This window comes from Vibrio sp. SCSIO 43135 (assembly GCF_023716665.1).
GTDB lineage: Bacteria > Pseudomonadota > Gammaproteobacteria > Enterobacterales > Vibrionaceae > Vibrio > Vibrio paucivorans.
In genome coordinates, this window is the sequence record NZ_CP071859.1 from 65371 (window position 1) to 83362 (window position 17992).

The window sequence follows — 17992 nt, forward strand, 5'->3', positions numbered from 1 at the left end:
ATTGAAGTACATGCTACCGAAAGCACCATTCGAGTGGCCCCCAGCCATCACCACTACGGTACACTTTTTTCGCTATTTATTGGCGCGGATGAAACATGACCGCGTTAACGTCAATGCCGGTTATCTAGCGTATATCACTTTGCTGTCGATTGTTCCTATGTTGACGGTACTTCTCTCTGTCCTTTCTTCTGTGTCGGTATTTTCAGATGCAGGGGAAGTGATTCAAGATTTTGTGATTACTCACTTTGTGCCAGCTGCTGGTGATGCGGTTCGTGCAGCGCTTATTGAGTTTGTCGCGAATACCGGAAAAATGACCGCGGTAGGTAGTGTGTTCTTATTTGTCGCAGCGTTAATGTTGATCTCAAATATCGACTCGAACCTTAACTATATCTGGCGAGTGACTCACAAACGTCGGGCAGTGTTCTCGTTTTCTATGTACTGGATGGTGCTTACCTTGGGCCCGCTGTTAGTCGGTACCAGCATTGCTGCTACTTCTTACATTACGTCGTTAAAAATACTAGAAAGCGATGCGGTTTCTGGGGTGTATAACTTATTACTTCGCTGGTTACCTTTCTTGCTGTCCTTTTTTGCTTTTGTGGGGTTGTATCTGATTGTTCCTAACAAAAAAGTACGCTTTCGCCATGCGATGTTGGGGGCGATTGTAGCTGCGATCTTGTTTGAGTTGAGCAAAAAAGGCTTTGCTGCCTACATTACTCAGTTCCCTTCTTACCAGCTGATTTATGGCGCGTTGGCGGCGATTCCTATTTTGTTTGTGTGGGTGTATTTGTGCTGGCTAATCGTGTTGATTGGTGCAGAAGTGACAGCCGCAATGGGCGAGAGGTCACACTGGAGTCAAGAGCCGGACATGGTACACTCTAGCCAACGTAACCCAGAGCAATCGATAGGAAGTTGTAGTGATCGCACTGATTCAAAGAGTGAGTGAAGCCGCGGTAAAAGTGGACGGTGAAGTCGTTGGGCAGATAGACAAAGGTCTACTTGTATTACTTGGCGTAGAAAAAGACGATGATGAAGCGAAAGCGAAACGTCTTATGGAGCGTGTCACCACGTATCGTGTATTCGAAGATGAAGCTGGCAAGATGAACCTGAATGTTCAACAAGTGAACGGAAAGGTGTTGGTGGTGTCTCAATTTACATTACCAGCAGATACCAAAAAAGGGACTCGCGCTGGTTTTTCACGCGGTGCTCATCCTGCAGATGCGGAGCGTTTGTACGAGTATTTTGCCGAGCAGTGCGAAGGCGTCTTGCCAACGGAACGTGGTCAATTTGCAGCGGACATGAAAGTATCGCTGGTTAATGATGGCCCAGTGACGTTTTGGTTGCAGGTTTAATAAAGGAATAAGCGCTGGTTGCATAAAGCATTGATACAAGCTAAGCGGCTAGGCAATTAGGGATGAATTCATGTTTAAACTGATTACGCCAAAAACAGATAACCAGCTTAATAAGTATTACCACTTTCGCTGGCAAATGCTAAGAGAGCCATGGCGTATGCCAATTGGTTCGGAGCGTGACGAATACGACCCAATGAGTCACCATCGAATGATTGTGGATGGTCGTGGTCGCCCTATGGCGATTGGTCGCCTGTATATTACTCCCGATAACGAAGGTCAGATCCGCTATATGGCGGTGAAAAGCAATCGCCGCAGCAAAGGTATGGGCTCATTGGTGCTAGTGGCGCTAGAATCACTGGCGCGCCAGGAAGGAGCGAAGCGTTTAGTTTGTAATGCGCGTGAAGATGCGATCTCTTTTTACGAAAAAAATGAGTTTGAACCGCGTGGTGAACTGAATGATCAACGTGGCCCGGTTAGACACCAGCAGATGGTGAAGCAACTTGACCCTATGGCCAATGTACTGCGAAAGCCTGAATGGTGTACTGAACTGCAAGAGCGCTGGGAAAACCAGATCCCAATCAGTGACAAAATGGGTATCAAGATTAACCAGTATACGGGTTATCAGTTTGAGTGTGGTGCACAGTTAAACCCAAACCTTAACCCACACAACACTATGTTCGCAGGATCTGCGTTTACTTTGGCAACCCTTACCGGCTGGGGGATGACTTGGCTGCTGCTGAAAGAGCGAGGCTTACAAGGTGATATTGTGCTGGCCGACAGTAAAATTCGCTATCGCCATCCGGTAGAGCAAAATCCAGTGGCCTCGACGTCCCTCGATGGAATTAGTGGTGACCTAGATAGGTTAGCCTCCGGTAGAAAAGCACGTATCGTAATTAACGTGACCATCTATAGTGGTGACAAGCCAGCGGTAGAGTTTGTCGGTACGTACATGCTATTGCCAAACTACAAGCAACGATTAACTGCTGAGGCTTAGTCCACCGCTTCAGATGCTTTCTCTGAGCAGTTATCGGCAAACTGATTGATGCCAGACAGCACATTAGAAGTGACTGTCTGGCATTTTTGTTTGAGTTCTAGAGTGAGCGTTGCTTGCTCTGGGTTAACTAAGTCTAGCTCTCCCGAGAAGTTTGCGTTTAGCTCCGTCCCTTCAATATTCGTACTAGCGATCGTCACTCGCCCGCGATCGGCTTTTGCGTGAATGCTGGCGGAGTCTAAGGGTTGGAATAGAGTCCGATTGTGTTGTGATTGTTGTTCTTGTATCACTAACAAGCTGTCTCTGAGTTTGAGATCGACTTGTCCCGAAAGAGAGTGGGCCAAAGCAGATTGATCTCCAGACAAGCCTTGTAGTTCTAATTCTAACTCAGCTAACCCATCTAGCTTGAATGGTAATAATTTGGTGTAGCTAAACAGTTCGGTCGGTAGCCCATCCCCATGAACGGAGAGCTGCCAAGGTGCGCTAGGCTGCTGCCTATCCCATTGGCCTGTTACGTCTAAATATCCTTGCTCTAAAGGAACAAAAAGCCTATCGACTTGCCACAAGCCTTGATGAGATTGAGCAGAAAAAATTGCCTGAGTCGCGCTGGTATCTCCATAGCTTAAGCTATTGGCAGATGCGCTAAGCTTTCCTTGCCAAAGCCCTAGTTTTCGCTCACGAATCAACTCAAGCTCTTTCCCTTCTACACTCACGCCAGAAAGCTGCCAATATGGTGATTGCTCCAATTGGATTATTTGGCTGCGATTAATTTCGAGAGCATCGACGATGAGGGTGTCGGGTTCACCTAGGTAATCAGAAATGAACTGAAGCGTATCTTCAGTATCTTCAAGCAGTTTAAGCCCGGTAAGCCTTAGCGTAGACAGATGAATGTCAGAGGGGCTAAGGTGCCCTGATAGCTGCACTCGCCCTTGTAGGTAATCACTGTCGAAGTCTTCAATTTCTATCGTATCGGGTTTGAAATTGAGTGTCGCTGTTGGGCTGATGACCTTTTGTTGGCGCAACTCTATGCTTTCAGCATTAAACGATAAGTACGCCTCGGGTTGTTCCCAAGCCGATCTACTGAGCTCAAGGTTCTCTAGCGAAGCGTCTAGGTTAGTCAATGTCATGCCAGCAAAGCGAAAACTGCTACCTAGTATGTCCAGGCTGTTAATGTGGTAGATATTTGCCAGCCAAGGTGCAACGACGGGCTGAACTTGGCTTAAGACGTCGGTGTCAGGCTGAACTAGGTGGTTGATAGTGACATTAATCAGCGACCAACCTTGTGGAAATTGTTCTGCTTGCCCTGAAATATCAGCCCCGCGCCAGCGGAAAGAGGCGCCATAAATGGTGCTGTTTTCCTGTTTTAGCTCCGCATCGATCAATAACGAGTTCAGAGCTTCGCCGTAGTAATAGATCTGTTCGGCTGAAAGCTGAATATCACCAAACGGAATGTGTTGCGTTGGCTTATCCCAATGTGGCTGCTTGATCTGTACATTAACTCCTCGTGCAACAACGTCTTGATTGGAGAAATCAAAGTTATTCAGTGCCAGTTGGTGCAGTTCAATATTATCTATGGGCAGCTTGGCAAGCTCCTGATCTTGTAGGCTTAGACCATCAATCAGTACGCTATCAATCTGCAGCTTGTTATCTTTGAAAAGTGAAGAGTTAAACCAAATATCTGTCTGTGGGATGTAAATAGGATTGGAATTCGTTTGGAGTGTTAAGCCTTTAACCGTGAAGTGGAAAGGGGCTTGGTAGCGGACACTCTCAATCTGAACGTCATTGCCATAACGTTGCTGGAGTAGATAGTTTGCTAGCTTGGCGGAATAAGGGGTTTGTGACACAGTAAACAGCGCTGCAATGCCGATCGCTATAACAATTATCACAACTGCTAATGCAGTCAGTAGTTTCTTAGCCAAAGCTCTAACCAAATCCTTATGAGTGTGCTGTTAGCTTGAAACAAATGCTGCAACTGTTCAATAAAAAAAGCCCCTCTTTAGAGGGGCTTGTAGCATAGTTAACAGTTTTATCGCGTGTTGCGATTAGTCTAGTTGAGGGCCTGCCGCAACCAGAGACTGACCTTCAGCATTATCGGTGTATTTATCAAAGTTGTTGATAAAGCGACCCGCTAGATCTTTTGCTTTGCTTTCCCATTGTAGAGGGTCGGTGTAAGTATCACGTGGATCTAAGATGTTAGGGTCAACATCATGTAGCGCCACTGGAACCTCTAGGTTAAAGATCGGGATGTGCTTAGTTTCCGCTTGCTCAATTGAGCCATCTAAAATGGCATCAATGATCGCACGTGTATCTTGAATCGAGATACGCTTGCCGCTGCCATTCCAACCTGTGTTGACCAGGTAAGCTTCAGCACCAGCAGCTTCCATGCGTTTAACCAACACTTCTGCGTACTTAGTTGGATGCAGGGTTAGGAAAGCAGCACCAAAACAAGCTGAGAATGTTGGTGTTGGCTCTGTAATTCCACGCTCAGTGCCCGCAAGTTTTGCTGTAAAGCCTGATAGGAAGTGGTATTTGGTTTGCTCAGGTGTCAGCTTAGAAACTGGAGGTAATACACCAAATGCGTCTGCCGATAGGAAGATCACTTTATTTGCGTGACCGCCTTTTGATACAGGCTTAACGATGTTCTCAATGTGGTGAAGTGGGTAGGAAACACGAGTGTTTTCTGTTTTTGAACCATCATCAAAGTCGATCGAACCGTCAGAACGAACGGTCACGTTCTCAAGAAGTGCATCGCGGCGGATTGCATTGTAAATATCAGGTTCAGCTTCTTTCGAAAGCTTGATGGTTTTTGCGTAGCAGCCACCTTCAAAGTTGAAGACACCATCGTCATCCCAGCCGTGCTCGTCATCACCAATTAGTGCGCGTTTAGGATCGGTAGACAGGGTTGTTTTACCCGTACCCGATAAGCCGAAGAAGATCGCCACGTCGCCGTCTTGACCCATGTTAGCGCTACAGTGCATTGATGCGATGTCTTTAAGCGGAAGGAAGTAGTTCATCATTGCGAACATACCTTTCTTCATCTCACCACCGTACCAAGTACCACCAATAAGTTGCATGCGCTCAGTTAGGTTGAAGACAGTGAAGTTTTCAGAGTTCAGACCATGCTCTTCCCACTTCTCGTTAGTGCACTTAGCACCATTCATGACTACGAAATCAGGTTCGAACGTTGCTAGCTCTTCTTCCGTTGGACGAATGAACATGTTTTTCACGAAGTGCGCTTGCCAAGCGACTTCAGTAATGACACGAATGCTAAGGCGAGTATCAGGATTGGCACCACAGTATCCGTCGATGACGAATACACGCTTGCCAGACAGTTGTTCAGTCACTTTCGCTTTAAGATCGTTCCATACTGCTTGGTCGATTGGCTTGTTATCATTTTTCACCGCATCGGATGTCCACCACATGTGTTCTTCAGTAGTTGCGTCTTTAACGATGTATTTATCTTTTGGTGAGCGGCCAGTAAAAATACCAGTATCCACGGCGACGGCGCCTAGCTCTGTCACTACGCCTTTTTCGTAGCCTTCTAGATCAGCGCGAGTCTCTTCTTCGAACAGCATTTCGTAGCTAGGGTTACGAATAACCTCTTTGACGTTTTGCAGCCCGTGCTTGGTAAGATCAATTGTTGCAGCCTTTGTATGTTCCATAACGGTCATAGGTGCTCCTTATTAGGATATTTTGTAGGGATTTTGTAAGTATTTTTAATTTTTATATGCTCACCATGTTAGCAACGGGTCTTACGACAAACAGGGATATAGCTCAAAATATATCCATGATTTTTGTGGGGTTTAAGCGTCCCGTCACATATTGGTACTGCTATTTTATCCCGCCCGCAAACCTTTGCGCTAGATCAAATGAATTATTAATATCAAAAAATTAAGTACGCTATTCGGTCGCTTGTAGGCCTTGATTTGTCAGGCTTTGATCACAAAAAAAGCCAACATAAAGTTGGCTTTTTCTCAGTGCTAATTAGCTTGTTGTTTAAGGCGAATTAATGCAGCGTATCGTTACCAGAGGATGCGTGACGGTAAAGCTCTTTGATCTCACCTTCATCGAACGAGTAATTCGTGCCACAGTAATCACAATGTAAAGAAACTGATCCTTCAGTGGCCAAAATGTCATAAATTTCATCTTGACTGACTGTGATGATTGCTGCGCCACTTCGCTCGCGTGAACAACCACAATGGAATACGACAGGCTGTGGCTCAAACAAGCGCACTTTCTCTTGGTTGTACAAACGGTAAAGAAGTTCGTTTGCTTCAAGAGTGAATAGCTCTTCATCTTTCACTGTGTCGGTCAATTGCTCTAGATGCTCGAAGTCATCTGGGGAGCCTGTGCCGTCTGGCATGACTTGCAGTAGCATACCTGCTGCATGTGCTTTGCCTTCTACTTCACCTGTGCGAATCCAAATACGCGTTTTAAGCTGTTCAGAGTTAGCAAAGTAGCCTTCTAGAATAGAAGCGAGATCATCGCCTTCTAAACCAACGATACCTTGATAACGTTCGCCTTTCTTTGGCTCGATAGTGATTACTAAGTGGCCTTTGCCCATCAACTGAAGGATTGATGCATCATCAGCAATATCGCCATCCCAGCGAGCGACACCACGGATTTTCTGGTCGTGGTCGCCATTGATTACAGCCAGTGATACAGGGCCATCACCTTGCAGTTGCATAGTGATTGAACCTTCGAACTTCAGTGTGGCGGTAAGAAGGGTAGTTGAAACGAGTAGCTCACCGAGTAGTCTTTGAATTGCTACTGGGTATTCCTTGCTGGAAATAATCTGTTGGTACGCTTCATCAACTTGTACCAACTCACCACGTACTGATAGGTCTTCAAATAAGTAGCGATTTAAAACGTTGTTTGCCATCAGGCTATTCCTCTCAAGAATGTGTGGAGCTTACTGGTGTTTAAACTTAATGATGTCGCGACGCTGCTTTTTGTCAGGGCGACGTTCAGGGCTAGGGTTGTGAGCATGAAGCTTACGCTGCATGGCATTTTGCTCTCGTTTGGCAATACTCTCGGACGTTTCTGAGTACAGTGTTTGCGCGATAGGAGCGCCCTTGCGTTGATCTGATAGAATTTCGACCACAACGGTTTTTTCTTCATGCCCCTGTCTTAGGGTAATCGTTGCGCCAAGCTCAACTATCTTGCTTGGTTTACTACGTTGACCATTATAATGGACTTTACCGCCGTCAACCATGTTTCGAGCGATAGAGCGGGTTTTATAAAATCTTGCGGCCCATAACCATTTATCAAGTCTAACGGCAACTGAATTGGAACTCATTGTGAAGAAACACCTCTAATTTATTCGGCATACTATCGATTAATGTTGGTAACAATGGTGTTGTGCTCCCAGTTTTTCAAGGTAAGGGGCAATTTTTGACAGTAATTCGATGTCGTTCAAAACAGCTATGTTATATTGAATAATCCCTGTAACTGCATGATCATAAAAACTTCACAAGCAGTCTCGTAGGATCTAAAAGAGTAAGGATTTTTTGGTGAGGCAGAACCAAATCGAAAGGAACACGGCTGTTATTTGGCTGCAAAACCTAGTCAGCAAAACACCCAATCTACAAGTCAAAGCCAGTTGGACGATCACGGCTTTGCTTTTAGCCTTGTCTGCTTGGTTACTCGGCCAAATGTTCTGGATGCTCCAAGGCGAGCAACAAGCTGTGCCTAAGTGGTCACCAAAAGCGGTGGCGACGACCACGACGTCAAGTAACGGGGTTAATATCTCTGACTTGCAAAAAAGTGAGTTGTTTGGTGAGTATCAGGCCGATAAAAAACCGGTCGAAGTTGCGCCAGTAGTGCAAGACGCACCAAAAACGCGATTAAATTTAACCTTAGTGGGTGTAGTAGCCAGCAGCAATGCCAGCCGAGGCTTAGCGGTCATTGCCAACCGAGGCTCTCAAGCAACTTACGGCATCAATGAACAAATTGAAGGGACTCGCGCTAGTTTGAAAGCCGTTCTTGCTGATCGCGTCATCATTGATAACGCAGGCCGTGACGAAACATTGATGCTAGACGGCATAGATTACAGTAAACGAGCGGCCCCTACTGAAACACGCCCTAAACCGGCCTTATCTGTGGGCAATAACGCGCACAATCAGGCTAATCAACTAGAAAAGATTCGCCAACAAATCACCAAAGATCCCCAGCAGATTTTCCAATATGTTCGCATGTCTCAAGTAAAGAGAGATGGCGACGTCGTGGGGTATCGAGTGACACCTGGAAAACAACCTGAACTGTTTCGCTCTGTTGGACTCCAAAGTGGGGATATTGCGGTACAGATTAATGGGCAGGATCTGACTGACCCAAAAGCAATGAGCAACGTGTTTAAGTCAATAACGGAATTAAGCGAGCTCAACCTGACCGTTGAACGAGATGGTCAGCAACATGATATCTACATTGAATTTTAGTACTGCTGCCGGAGTGCATCAGGGTGAGGAGTAAAGAGTGAAGCATTGGTTTAGTAAAAGTGCTTGGTTACTAGCAGGAAGCTTATTTGTAGCGCCTATGGCTGCTGCTAATGATTTCAGTGCCAGTTTTAAAGGGACTGATATTCAAGAGTTCATCAACATCGTTGGTCGAAACTTAGAGAAAACAATCATTGTTGACCCTGCTGTACGCGGTAAGGTAGATGTCCGCAGTTATGACATGCTGACGGAAGAGCAGTATTACAGCTTCTTCCTTAACGTGCTGGAAGTCTATGGTTTTGCAGTGGTTGAAATGGACAACGGTATTCTTAAAGTCATCAAGTCTAAAGATGCCAAAACGTCTGCAATTCCTGTCGTTAGCGATGACAGCGCGAATGGCGACAGTGTGATCACTCGTGTGGTTGCGGTTCGTAATGTGTCGGTACGAGAACTTTCTCCTTTGCTGCGCCAGCTTAACGATAATGCGGGTGCGGGTAATGTTGTGCACTACGACCCGGCCAATATCATCTTAATCACTGGCCGTGCTGCTGTGGTTAACCGCTTAGCAGAAATCATCAAGCGTGTAGACCAAGCGGGTGACAAAGAAATTGAAGTGGTTGAGCTGAAAAACGCTTCTGCGGCTGAAATGGTACGTATCGTCGAAGCTCTAAACAAGACTACTGATACCAAGAATACGCCAGCTTTCTTACAGCCTAAATTGGTGGCTGATGATCGAACCAACTCGATTCTGATCTCTGGCGATCCTAAAGTTCGTTCGAGACTCAAAAAACTGATCACTCAGCTTGATGTGGAAATGGCGTCGAAAGGAAACAACCGAGTGGTGTACTTGAAGTATGCCAAAGCAGAAGATCTAGTCGATGTTCTGAAAGGGGTCTCCGACAACTTACAAGCCGAGAAGCAAGCGGGTCAAAAGGCGTCATCAAGCACTCAGCGCGGTGAAGTGATGATCGCTGCACACCCAGAAACCAACGCGCTCGTGATTACTGCTCCGCCAGATATTATGAATGCGATTCAAGATGTGATTGCTCAGCTCGACATTCGCCGCGCTCAAGTACTGATTGAAGCGCTGATTGTTGAAATGGCAGAAGGTGATGGCGTTAATCTTGGTGTCCAATGGGGTAACTTAGAAACAGGTGCCATGATTCAGTATGGTAATACTGGTGCTCCAATCGGCCAGGTCATGGTTGGCCTTGAAGAAGCCAAGGATACAGAGACGACCACAGCTGTGTACAACGATGAAGGTGAATTTGTACGAAATGAAACCACCACCGAAGAAGGCGACTACACAACTCTGGCAGCAGCGCTAGCTGGAGTTAATGGTGCAGCAGTGAGTATTGCGATGGGTGATTGGACCGCATTGATCAGTGCTGTTTCTACCGATTCCAATTCAAACATTCTGTCATCACCAAGCATTACCGTTATGGATAACGGCGAAGCTTCATTCATCGTGGGTGAAGAAGTACCTGTCATTACTGGCTCTACCGCTGGCTCTAATAATGACAACCCGTTCCAAACAGTGGATCGTAAAGAAGTCGGCATCAAACTCAAAGTAGTACCACAGATCAACGAGGGTAACTCTGTGCAACTCAACATTGAGCAAGAGGTTTCCAATGTGCTTGGTGCTAATGGTGCCGTAGATGTGCGCTTTGCGAAAAGGCAGTTGAATACTTCTGTGATGGTGGAAGATGGCCAGATGATTGTCCTCGGCGGTCTTATTGACGAGCGTGCGTTGGAAAGCGAATCAAAAGTGCCTCTGCTGGGTGACATTCCTTGGTTAGGTCACTTATTTAAATCGACCAGTACGCAAGTTGAGAAAAAGAACCTAATGGTGTTTATCAAGCCAACCATTATTCGAGATGGCGTGACCGCCGACGGTATTACTCAACGTAAGTACAATTTCATTCGAGCAGAGCAGCTGTATAAAGCGGAACAAGGCTTGAAGCTGATGGATGATGGTCATATTCCTGTTGTACCAAAATTTGGTCAGGATATTCGTCATCCAGCTGAAATACAGGCATTCATCGACCAGATGGAAGATGTTCAATGAGTGACACCATAGAGGCACCTGCTTTGCGTCGTCTTCCATTTAGCTTTGCTAATCGCTTTAAGCTTGTGTTTGAGTATACCGAACAAGGGCCAACGCTGTTTTATGTTGAGCCTTTGTCTATGGAAGCGTTAGTTGAAGTTAAACGCGTGGCCAAAGTGGCGTTCGCACTGTCTGCTTTAAACTCTGAAGACTTCGATGCCAAGCTTACTCAGGTGTATCAAAGAGACTCTTCTGAAGCGCGTCAGTTGATGGAAGATATTGGCGCTGATAACGACGACTTCTTCTCTTTAGCGGAAGAGTTACCCCAAGACGAAGACTTATTAGAGTCGGAAGACGATGCGCCGATCATCAAACTTATCAACGCCATGTTGGGTGAAGCGATCAAAGAAGGTGCATCGGATATTCATATTGAAACCTTCGAAAAATCTCTATCGATTCGCTTTCGTGTCGATGGTGTCTTACGAGATGTGCTTGCCCCAAGTCGCAAGCTAGCGCCGCTGTTGGTCTCTCGTGTAAAGGTTATGGCTAAGCTCGATATCGCTGAAAAACGCGTGCCTCAAGATGGACGAATTTCTCTACGAATCGGTGGCCGAGCGGTCGATGTGCGTGTATCCACTATGCCGTCTTCTCACGGCGAGCGAGTGGTGATGCGTCTATTGGACAAAAATGCGACTCGACTTGATTTGCACAGCTTAGGTATGACCAAGTCCAATCATGATAATTTCCGTCACCTTATCCAAAGGCCGCATGGCATTATATTGGTGACTGGCCCGACGGGCTCAGGTAAATCAACTACGTTGTATGCTGGCCTGCAAGAGCTTAATAGCAACGAAAGCAATATTCTTACCGTAGAAGATCCGATCGAATTCGACATTGATGGTATTGGTCAGACTCAGGTAAACCCAAAAGTCGACATGACCTTTGCCCGTGGTTTGAGAGCCATACTGCGTCAGGACCCTGATGTAGTGATGGTGGGGGAGATTCGAGATTTAGAAACCGCCCAAATTGCGGTTCAAGCTTCTTTGACTGGCCACTTGGTGATGTCTACTTTGCACACTAATACAGCAATTGGTGCAATTACTCGTTTACGCGATATGGGCATTGAGCCGTTTTTGATTTCTTCATCGCTACTTGGTGTGTTGGCTCAGCGCTTAGTTCGCACACTGTGCAGTGATTGTAAAACGCCTTTCCAAGCCGACAAAGAGCAGAAAAAGTTGTTTGACTTGAGCGCTGATGAAGAGCTGATCCTGTATAAAGCCAATGGCTGTGAAAGCTGTAACGGTAAAGGCTACCGTGGCCGGACTGGTATTCATGAGTTGTTGATGGTCGATGACCAAATCCAAGAACTCATTCACAGTGAAGCGGGTGAGCAAACCATTGAGAAAGCGGTACGCGAGAAAACACCAAGTATCCGTAGTGACGGGCTGGCCAAAGTTAAACAAGGGATCACCTCGCTCGAAGAAGTGATGCGAGTGACCAAGGAAGTGTAATGGCGGCATTTGAGTACAAAGCACTGGATGCGAAAGGGCGTAAGAAAAAAGGCGTCATTGAAGGAGACAATGCTCGCCAGGTTCGTGCTCGCTTAAAAGAGCAAGGCATGGTGCCGATTGAAGTCACGGAGACTCGCGCTAAGCAGCAGAGCAGTAGTACAAGTGGCTCGTTTACTTTTAAACGAGGTATTAGTACACCAGACTTAGCGCTGATCACTCGCCAGCTTTCAACTCTTGTTCAATCCGGTATGCCACTGGAAGAATGTTTAAAAGCCGTGTCAGAGCAATCTGAAAAGCCTCGTATACGTTCGATGCTAGCGGCTGTTCGCTCTAAAGTAACCGAAGGCTATACCTTGGCCGACAGCCTAGCCGACTATCCACACATCTTTGACGAGTTGTTTCGCTCTATGGTGTCGGCAGGCGAAAAATCAGGCCACCTAGATGCGGTGCTTGAACGTTTAGCTGACTATGCCGAAAACCGACAAAAGATGCGCTCAAAGTTACAACAGGCCATGATTTACCCTGCTGTGCTGGTAGTGTTTGCGGTCGGGATTGTCTCGTTTCTTCTGGCTAGTGTGGTACCAAAAATCATCGAGCCGATTATTCAAATGGGGCAAGAGTTACCTCAATCGACACAAATCCTGTTAGCAGCAAGTGAATTCATTCAGGCTTGGGGTCTGTACCTATTCATCGGTACGGTTGTGGTTATCTATGCCGTTCGCTGGCTGTTGAGTAAGCCGGATATTCGTTTGAGTTGGGATCGAAAAGTAATCGCGATGCCGCTGCTAGGAAAAATCGCCAAAGGGCTAAATACGTCTCGTTTTGCGCGGACTCTCGCGATTTGTACTTCGAGTGCTATTCCTATCCTTGAAGGTATGCGTGTCGCTGTCGATGTGATGTCGAATCAATATGTGAAGAAACAAGTGCTTGCAGCAACAGATAATGTGCGAGAAGGTGCGAGTCTTCGTAAAGCGCTTGATCAAACCAAGCTGTTTCCACCCATGATGCTGCATATGATAGCCAGTGGTGAGCAGAGTGGTGAGTTAGAAAGCATGTTAACTCGAGCTGCTGATACTCAAGATGCGAACTTTGAGTCGTCGGTGAATATTGCACTTGGAATATTTACCCCGGCACTGATTGCATTGATGGCGGGTTTGGTGCTGTTTATCGTCATGGCCACCCTGATGCCAATGCTTGAGATGAACAACTTAATGAGCCGCTAGTACCAAATGGTTTAAACGCTGGGAACTTATTGTGCTCATGCGTCTCTATATTGAATTAAATTTGCTGTAACCAAGATCCATAGTTGGAGAACATAATGAAAAACAAATTGAAAAAACAGTCAGGCTTTACGCTACTTGAAGTAATGGTGGTGGTAGTGATTCTCGGTATCTTGGCGAGCTTTGTTGTGCCTAACTTACTTGGTAACAAAGAAAAGGCCGACCAACAAAAAGCAATTACGGATATTGTGGCACTCGAAAATGCGCTGGATATGTACAAGCTGGATAACAGCGTTTACCCAACAACCGACCAAGGCCTAGAAGCACTGGTTAACAAGCCAAGTAACCCTGAACCGCGTAATTACCGTGATGGTGGCTACATTAAGCGCCTTCCAACTGACCCATGGGGCAATGAATACCAATACCTAAGCCCAGGCGACAATGGCACGATTGATATCTTTACGCTGGGTGCCGATGGTCAAGAGGGCGGTGAAGGAATTGCTGCTGATATTGGTAACTGGAACATCCAAGACTTCCAGTAACAGAAGAAAGCGGGCGGCACGTGGCCGCCCTATTTGTCTGTGATGATGTCATCTCGTCTTACGCCTTCGCGCGGGTTTACCCTTATTGAAATTCTGCTAGTGCTGGTGCTACTAGCGGTGAGTGCCGTTGCGGTTATCGCAAGCCTACCGAATAGCTCTGAAGACACTGCGAAGAAGGATGCCCAATCTCTTTTTCACCGAATGCAGTTGCTGAATGAAGAAGCTATTTTGAGTGGTAAGGACTTTGGCTTGCGGGTGGATGAAAAGCAATCTGGCTATGCATTGATGGCACTGGCAAGCGATGGCTGGCAGTTGCTTGATATGGATGGACTTCCCGCTGAAACTCATTTGGATGACAGGCTTTCAATTCAAATGACTTTAGGTGGCGATGCATGGCGCGACGATGATCGGCTATTTAACCCGGGTAGTTTGTTTGATGAAGACATGTTTGCTGATGTCGAAAAAGACAAAAAACCAAAGCCGCCTCAAATATTCATCATGTCGAGTGGAGAGGTTACGCCAGTGAATGTGGCGTTTTATCCGAGTGATAAGGATGCTGAGCAAGATAGTTGGACCGTTGTGGTGAAAGAAAATAGCCAGATCTTGTTGCTTGCACCGGGAGAGTCGTTGGATGAATAGCGCTCGAGGCATGACTCTACTTGAGGTTCTGGTCGCTCTGGCCATTTTTGCGACAGCGGCGATCTCTGTCATTCGCTCGGTCAGTCAGCACATCAATACCATCAACTATTTAGAAGACAAAACCTTTGCTGCCATGGTGGTGGATAACCAAATGGCCAAAGTATTACTCCAACCGGGAAATTTAAAAAAGGCGAAAGGGGAAGAAGAACTCGCGGGTCGAGTGTGGTACTGGCAAGTTGAACCGGTAGCCACTTCCGGAGACATGCTGAAAGCGTTCGATGTAAGCGCAGCCTTAGAGAAAGAAGGTTCACCTTTGGTGACGGTGCGAAGTTATGTATCGAAATAGCAAGCATATTCCTATGAAGAAAAGCACCCTCTTAAACTTATCAGCGTCGAAAAAGCGAAGCCGAAGCAAAGGCTTTACCCTAATTGAAGTGCTGGTTTCCATTGCTATCTTTGCAAGCCTGAGTTTAGGCGCCTATCAGGTGGTGAGCCAAGTGCAAAAGAGCAACCAGTTGTCATTGGAGAGAAGCAGTCGGCTCAAAGAATTGCAACGTGCGCTGGTGATGATGGACAGCGACTTTCGCCAAATGGCAACACGTGCGTTTCGTACCAATGGTGAGGAGCCAGGTGAAGAACTGTTGGTTTGGCGTGACTACTTACTCGACTCAGACCATAAAGGGGTGATGTTTACTCGCTTAGGCTGGCATAACCCACAGCAGCAGTTTCCTCGTGGAGAAGTGACTAAAGTCGGCTATCGAGTTAAGGAAAATGTCTTGGAGCGCATTTGGTGGCGCTACCCTGATACGCCAGTGGGGCAAGAAGGTTTAGTGACACCTCAACTGACGGACGTTGAGTCTTTTGATATGAAGTTCTATGTCAACGGACAATGGCTGACTAAGTGGGAAGAACAGCCCGGTTTACCTCAAGCTGTATCGGTGATGCTTGAATTAAAAGATTACGGAAAAATAGAGCGAATTTATCTGACTGCTGGTGGTGATTCGCTCAATCGTAGTGGTGATGACGAAGGTGATAATAGTGAAAGCTAACACTCGTCAGAGAGGCGTTGCACTGATTGTAGTGCTTATGCTCTTAGCCATCATGGTATCAATAGCGGCGGCAATGTCTGGACGCCTTTTTACCCAGTTTAAACGAGCGACAAACCAAATTAACTACCAACAAGCCTATTGGTATAGTGTTGGTGTTGAGGCATTAGCGAAAGTCGGTATCGAGCAGAGCTATCAAGATAGCGATACGATCAACTTGTCTCAGCCTTGGGCATTAGAAGAGCAAACTTACCCGCTCGACTATGGAGAAGTTAAAGGGCGTATTTGGGATCAGCAGGCTTGTTTTAACCTTAATGCGCTGGCGTCGATACAGCCGACGAGTAATAGCAATGACAAGCCATACTTGCTCACAGTATGGCAGGCATTATTAGAAGAGCTTGAAGTGGAAAACTATCAAGCTGAAGTTATCGCGGATTCGACTTGGGAGTTTATTGATCAAGACAACACCGTGCGCAGCCAAACGGGTGTAGAAGACAGCCAATATGAAGCTATGTCTCCTGCTTATTTGACGCCGAATGGCTTTATCGCTGATGAAAGTGAGCTGAGGTCTGTGTATCAGGTTTCAGGGGAAGTGATGCAAAAAGTTTCCCCATACATTTGTGCTTTGCCAACGGATGAGCTGAGAATTAACGTTAATACCTTGAATGAGGACCAAGCGATGTTGTTGGCGGCAATATTTACTCCGCATTTAAGTGAAGACGATGCAGCCGAATTAATTGCTAGTCGTCCGTTTGACGGTTGGTCGAGTATTGATGATTTTATGTCTGAGGCTAAGATTGCCTCACTAGATGGTTCGGTGCGTGAACAAGCGAAGAGCCACCTTGGCGTAGACAGCGCCTACTTTGAGCTGGATGCCGAAGTGTTAGTGAATGACTCACGAGTAAGAATTCGTAGTCTGTTATTTAGTGATAATCGAGAAACTGCGACGGTGATACGCCGACGCTTTGGAGGGTTCAGTGAGCGAGTTTCTGATCGTTCGACTGAGTTGTGATAAGGACGCCACCATACAATGGTTAGTTTGGTCCACCAGTCAAAATGAAGTGATCGCCAGTGGCGATATAGCCTGCTGGGAAAATTTGTCAGAGCTGGCTGAGTATGCTCAGCAAAGGACAGTGCATTTGCTGGTGTCTGCGGATGATGTGATTTTGTCTCAGGTGGTGATTCCTGCCGGAGGCGCTAGGCAGCTTGACTCTATGTTGCCATTCCTTATGGAAGATGACATTGCGCAGGATGTCGATGAATTGCACTTTTCAGTGTTAGAAAAAGGTGCTGAACATGCCTTCGTATGTGCGTTGGATAAACAATGGTTGAGCGACACCCTTGCTGAGCTTAAATCGTTCGGGGTAGAGGTAAAGAAAGTGCTACCTGACGTGCTAGCCCTACCAAGCTATTCTGATGCTGATCAACGCTCGGGAATTTCTTCTGCGCAGATTAATGACAAATGGCTGATGAAAAAAGGTCAGTACTTAGGTGTCAGTATTGATAGTGATTGGCTACAAGTGCTGGCAGCTTCTGAGTGGGTTAAGCAAGATGATGCGTTCTTACCGCTTTCCAGCCATAGCCCGCTGCCAAGCTTGGAGCTAGCGTCTGAACAGGAATGGCAGGAGCTGCCACCACAACTGGTGATGGCTTTGCTTGCACAAGGTGCTATTAGTTCAAAAGTTAATTTGCTAACCGGATCGTTTAAGCCTCGCTCTTCTTGGCTTCGCCATTGGAAAGTGTGGCAAAAAGCTGCGATGGCCGCTGTGTTCCTAATTGCGGTGTCGACCACTTATAACATTCTGCAGATTAGCAAATTTGAGTCTCAGGCCAATGCGTACCGTGCTGAGAGTGAGCGTATTTTCCGTGAAGCCTTGCCTGGTAAAACGCGTATTCCGACCGTGAGTTACTTGAAGAGGCAAATGGAATCGGAAGCCAACCGATTATCAGGCGGTGGCTCGGGGGGGAGCCTGCTGGAGTGGGTGGCAAAACTGCCGCAATCACTGGGTGTGGTGAATACCATGCAGTTGCAAAGCATAAAATACGATGGCAATCGTGATGAAATTCGCATCCAAGCGCAGAGCAAAGATTTCCAAAGCTTCGAACAGGTTCGAGTGAAACTCGCTGAGCAATTTGAAGTTGAACAAGGCCAACTCAACCGTTCTGGTGAGTGGGTGAATGGCACGTACGTGCTTAAGCGTTAATGAGGATTGAAT

Annotated in this window: 17 protein-coding genes; 13 read left to right on the forward strand and 4 right to left on the reverse strand. The window is 46.5% G+C overall.

What is annotated here, in order from left to right; genetic code table 11:
- Nucleotides 1-10 precede the first annotated feature (10 nt).
- From J4N42_RS00310 to J4N42_RS00320, 3 genes are all read left to right on the forward strand, one after another.
- Nucleotides 11-943 (forward strand): virulence factor BrkB family protein, encoded by a 933-nt coding sequence (locus J4N42_RS00310; RefSeq protein ID WP_252028951.1) that lies wholly within the window; start codon nucleotides 11-13, stop codon nucleotides 941-943.
- A complete protein-coding gene (gene dtd / locus J4N42_RS00315; RefSeq protein ID WP_252028952.1) occupies nucleotides 915-1349 on the forward strand; it encodes a D-aminoacyl-tRNA deacylase in 435 nt (144 codons plus the stop codon). The genes J4N42_RS00310 and dtd overlap by 29 nt, the downstream gene beginning before the upstream one ends.
- A 70-nt stretch (nucleotides 1350-1419) precedes the next feature.
- A complete protein-coding gene (locus tag J4N42_RS00320; RefSeq protein WP_252028953.1) occupies nucleotides 1420-2343 on the forward strand; it encodes a bifunctional GNAT family N-acetyltransferase/hotdog fold thioesterase in 924 nt (307 codons plus the stop codon).
- Here J4N42_RS00320 and J4N42_RS00325 read toward each other — a convergent pair.
- From J4N42_RS00325 to hslR, 4 genes are all read right to left on the reverse strand, one after another.
- On the reverse strand, nucleotides 2340-4259 hold the full coding sequence (locus tag J4N42_RS00325) for an AsmA family protein (protein ID WP_252028954.1): 1920 nt from the start codon (nucleotides 4257-4259) through the stop codon (nucleotides 2340-2342). The two genes, J4N42_RS00320 and J4N42_RS00325, sit on opposite strands and share 4 nt — an antisense overlap.
- Nucleotides 4260-4382: 123 nt before the next feature.
- Nucleotides 4383-6011: a phosphoenolpyruvate carboxykinase (ATP) gene (gene pckA, locus J4N42_RS00330; RefSeq protein ID WP_252028955.1), complete on the reverse strand. Its 1629-nt coding sequence runs from the start codon at nucleotides 6009-6011 to the stop codon at nucleotides 4383-4385.
- A gap of 335 nt (nucleotides 6012-6346) precedes the next feature.
- Nucleotides 6347-7222 (reverse strand): Hsp33 family molecular chaperone HslO, encoded by an 876-nt coding sequence (gene hslO / locus J4N42_RS00335; protein WP_252028956.1) that lies wholly within the window; start codon nucleotides 7220-7222, stop codon nucleotides 6347-6349.
- A gap of 30 nt (nucleotides 7223-7252) precedes the next feature.
- Complete coding sequence (gene hslR, locus J4N42_RS00340) at nucleotides 7253-7639, reverse strand: ribosome-associated heat shock protein Hsp15 (protein WP_252028957.1); 387 nt, start codon at nucleotides 7637-7639, stop codon at nucleotides 7253-7255.
- Nucleotides 7640-7889: 250 nt separating this feature from the next.
- Here hslR and gspC point away from each other — a divergent pair, with 250 nt between their 5' ends.
- From gspC to gspL, 10 genes are all read left to right on the forward strand, one after another.
- Nucleotides 7890-8774: a type II secretion system protein GspC gene (gene gspC, locus J4N42_RS00345; RefSeq protein ID WP_503034756.1), complete on the forward strand. Its 885-nt coding sequence runs from the start codon at nucleotides 7890-7892 to the stop codon at nucleotides 8772-8774.
- A 37-nt stretch (nucleotides 8775-8811) separates the two neighbouring features.
- Nucleotides 8812-10839 carry a type II secretion system secretin GspD gene (gspD, locus tag J4N42_RS00350; protein ID WP_252028958.1) on the forward strand — a complete coding sequence of 676 codons (2028 nt, stop codon included), beginning with the start codon at nucleotides 8812-8814 and terminating at the stop codon, nucleotides 10837-10839.
- Nucleotides 10836-12329, forward strand: coding sequence for a type II secretion system ATPase GspE (gspE, locus tag J4N42_RS00355; RefSeq protein ID WP_252028959.1), 1494 nt, complete (start codon nucleotides 10836-10838; stop codon nucleotides 12327-12329). Before gspD ends, gspE begins: the two co-directional genes overlap by 4 nt.
- Nucleotides 12329-13552, forward strand: coding sequence for a type II secretion system inner membrane protein GspF (gene gspF / locus J4N42_RS00360; protein WP_252028960.1), 1224 nt, complete (start codon nucleotides 12329-12331; stop codon nucleotides 13550-13552). Before gspE ends, gspF begins: the two co-directional genes overlap by 1 nt.
- A gap of 95 nt (nucleotides 13553-13647) precedes the next feature.
- Entirely contained in the window at nucleotides 13648-14091 is a 444-nt protein-coding gene (gene gspG, locus J4N42_RS00365; RefSeq protein ID WP_252028961.1) for a type II secretion system major pseudopilin GspG, read from the forward strand.
- A 45-nt stretch (nucleotides 14092-14136) separates the two neighbouring features.
- A complete protein-coding gene (gene gspH, locus J4N42_RS00370; protein WP_252030760.1) occupies nucleotides 14137-14730 on the forward strand; it encodes a type II secretion system minor pseudopilin GspH in 594 nt (197 codons plus the stop codon).
- Entirely contained in the window at nucleotides 14723-15076 is a 354-nt protein-coding gene (gspI, locus tag J4N42_RS00375; protein ID WP_252028962.1) for a type II secretion system minor pseudopilin GspI, read from the forward strand. Before gspH ends, gspI begins: the two co-directional genes overlap by 8 nt.
- A gap of 13 nt (nucleotides 15077-15089) precedes the next feature.
- On the forward strand, nucleotides 15090-15779 hold the full coding sequence (gene gspJ / locus J4N42_RS00380; protein ID WP_252028963.1) for a type II secretion system minor pseudopilin GspJ: 690 nt from the start codon (nucleotides 15090-15092) through the stop codon (nucleotides 15777-15779).
- Nucleotides 15751-16788, forward strand: a complete 1038-nt coding sequence (gspK, locus tag J4N42_RS00385) for a type II secretion system minor pseudopilin GspK (protein ID WP_252028964.1) — start codon at nucleotides 15751-15753, stop codon at nucleotides 16786-16788. Before gspJ ends, gspK begins: the two co-directional genes overlap by 29 nt.
- A complete protein-coding gene (gene gspL / locus J4N42_RS00390) occupies nucleotides 16754-17980 on the forward strand; it encodes a type II secretion system protein GspL (protein WP_252028965.1) in 1227 nt (408 codons plus the stop codon). The genes gspK and gspL overlap by 35 nt, the downstream gene beginning before the upstream one ends.
- Nucleotides 17981-17992 lie beyond the last annotated feature (12 nt).